The 2,406-nt window shown below is 73.2% G+C and carries 3 protein-coding genes; all 3 read right to left on the bottom strand.

Translation table 11 applies throughout. The annotated features are described in order from the left end of the window. The coding region (locus G3I41_RS02825; protein WP_164398710.1) for a carbohydrate kinase family protein at window positions 1-841 on the bottom strand (841 nt) is incomplete at its 3' end. 42 nt (window positions 842-883) lie between these two features. Continuing rightward, window positions 884-2,095: a methionine adenosyltransferase gene (gene metK, locus G3I41_RS02820; RefSeq protein ID WP_164398709.1), complete on the bottom strand. Its 1,212-nt coding sequence runs from the start codon at window positions 2,093-2,095 to the stop codon at window positions 884-886. 46 nt (window positions 2,096-2,141) lie between these two features. Continuing rightward, window positions 2,142-2,406 (bottom strand): hypothetical protein (locus G3I41_RS02815; protein ID WP_164398708.1); only part of this gene is annotated, 265 nt, incomplete at its 5' end.

The following is a 2,406-nucleotide window of genomic DNA, read 5'->3' as shown; positions in this document are numbered from 1 at the left end:
AGCCCAGCCGCGCCGCCTGCTCCGGGGCGGCGCCCCGGACGGTGGCGGCGAGGAAGCCCGCGCGGAACGCGTCGCCCACCCCGGTCGGGTCGGCCGTCTCGACGCCGGCGATGCCGGGCACGGTCAGGGCGGGGGCGCCGGCGGTCTCGATGCGGACGCCCCGCGCGCCGAGCGTGGTGATCCAGGTGCCGACGCGGGCCAGCACGTCGTCGCGCTCCCAGGAGGCGCGTTCCAGCAGGAGCGCCGCCTCGTACTCGTTGGTGAACAGCCACCGGGCGCCGTCGACCAGCTCGCGCACCTCGTCGCCGTCGAGGCGGGCGAGCTGCTGGGAGGGGTCGGCGGCGAAGGGGACGCCGAGGGTCCGGCAGGCCGCGGTGTGCCGGAGCATGGCGGCCGGGTCGTCGGGGGCGACGAGGACGAAGCCGACGCCGCCGGCCCGGTCCGCTTCCGCCGCCAGGTCGATCTCCCGGGCCTCCGCCATGGCGCCCGCGTAGAACGCCGCGATCTGGTTGTCGTCCTGGTCGGTGATGCACGAGAAACGGGCGGTCTGCCGCTCGTCGCTCACGCGCACCGCACCGGTGTCGACGCCGTGCTCCTTGAGCCACACCTCGTACGTGGCGAAGTCGCTGCCGACGGCGCCGACCAGCAGCGGATCCAGTCCGAGCGAGCCGAGCCCGAAGGCGATGTTGGCCGCCACTCCGCCGCGCCGCACCTCCAGGTCGTCCACGAGGAACGAGAGCGACACATGGGCGAGCTGGTCGGCGATGAGCTGGTCCGCGAACCGGCCCGGGAAGACCATCAGGTGGTCGGTGGCTATGGAGCCCGTCACCGCGATACGCATTCGAACACTCCTGTCCCTCTCGACTGGGCCGGTGGACGCCGGTCAGAGACCGGCGGCGGCCTTGAGCTGCTCGACGCGGTCGGTGCGCTCCCAGGTGAAGTCGGGCAGTTCGCGGCCGAAGTGCCCGTAGGCGGCGGTCTGCCGGTAGACGGGGCGCAGCAGGTCCAGGTCGCGGATGACGGCGGCCGGGCGCAGGTCGAAGACCTCGCGGATGGCGCTCTCGATCCGGGCCTGCGCGACCTTCGCGGTGCCGAAGGTCTCCACGAAGAGACCGACCGGCTCGGCCTTGCCGATCGCGTACGCGACCTGGACCTCGCAGCGGGTGGCGAGGCCGGCGGCGACGACGTTCTTGGCGACCCAGCGCGTCGCGTACGCCGCCGAGCGGTCCACCTTCGAGGGGTCCTTGCCGGAGAAGGCGCCGCCGCCGTGCCGGGCGTAACCCCCGTACGTGTCGATGATGATCTTGCGGCCGGTGAGGCCGGCGTCGCCCATCGGGCCGCCGATCTCGAAGCGGCCGGTCGGGTTGACCAGGAGCCGGTAGTCGTCGGTCTCCAGCTTGATGCCCTCGTCGGCGAGTTCGTTGAGGACGTGCTCCACGACGTGCTCGCGGATGTCGGGGGCCAGCAGGCCGTCGAGGTCGATGTCCGCGGCGTGCTGGCTGGAGACGACGACCGTGTCCAGGCGCACCGGACGGCTGCCCAGGTAGCCGATCGTCACCTGGGTCTTGCCGTCGGGGCGCAGGTAGGGGACGGTGCCGTTCTTGCGGACCTCGGTGAGGCGGCGCGAGAGCCGGTGCGCCAGGTCGATCGGCAGCGGCATCAGGCTCGGCGTCTCGTCGCACGCGTAGCCGAACATCAGTCCCTGGTCGCCGGCGCCCTGCTGGTCGAGCGCGTCCTCGCCGGAGCCGTCGACGCGCTTCTCGTACGCGGTGTCGACGCCCTGCGCGATGTCCGGGGACTGCGCGCCGATGGAGACGGAGACCCCGCAGGAGGTGCCGTCGAAGCCCTTGGCGGAGGAGTCGTAGCCGATGTCGAGGATGGTCCGGCGCACGATGCCGGGCACGTCCGCGTACGCCGACGTCGTCACCTCGCCCGCGATGTGGACCTGCCCGGTCGTGATCAGGGTCTCCACCGCGACGCGGGAACCCGGGTCCTGTGCGAGGAGCGCGTCCAGGATCGCGTCGCTGATCTGGTCGGCGATCTTGTCGGGGTGTCCCTCGGTCACGGACTCCGAGGTGAACAGACGTGTCGTCATGACTCTCCTGAGGTGTGAGGTGGGGCGGTTGGCGTGACCGCGGCGGTCACCGGGTGCGGCGGACCACCGCTTCGAGGATGTGGGCGAAGGTCCCGGCCGGCGTCGCGGTGCCGGTGAGGACCACTCCGGGCGGCCTGCGGCCGGCCGCGACGAGCTGCCCGGCGAGCGCGTAGGCGCATTCGCCGCCCCCGCAGAACGCGCCGAGCACGAGGGGGCCGCCGAGGTCGGTCAGCGCCCCCACCACGGCCTCGGCGGCCGGGGCGGAGGCGTCCGCGTACGGCGGCGGCCGCAGCAGCACCACGGCCTCCGGC

It is taken from the genome of Streptomyces sp. SID9727 (genome assembly GCF_010550605.1).
GTDB lineage: Bacteria > Actinomycetota > Actinomycetes > Streptomycetales > Streptomycetaceae > Streptomyces.
This window is presented reverse-complemented; position numbering and strand designations above follow the sequence as displayed.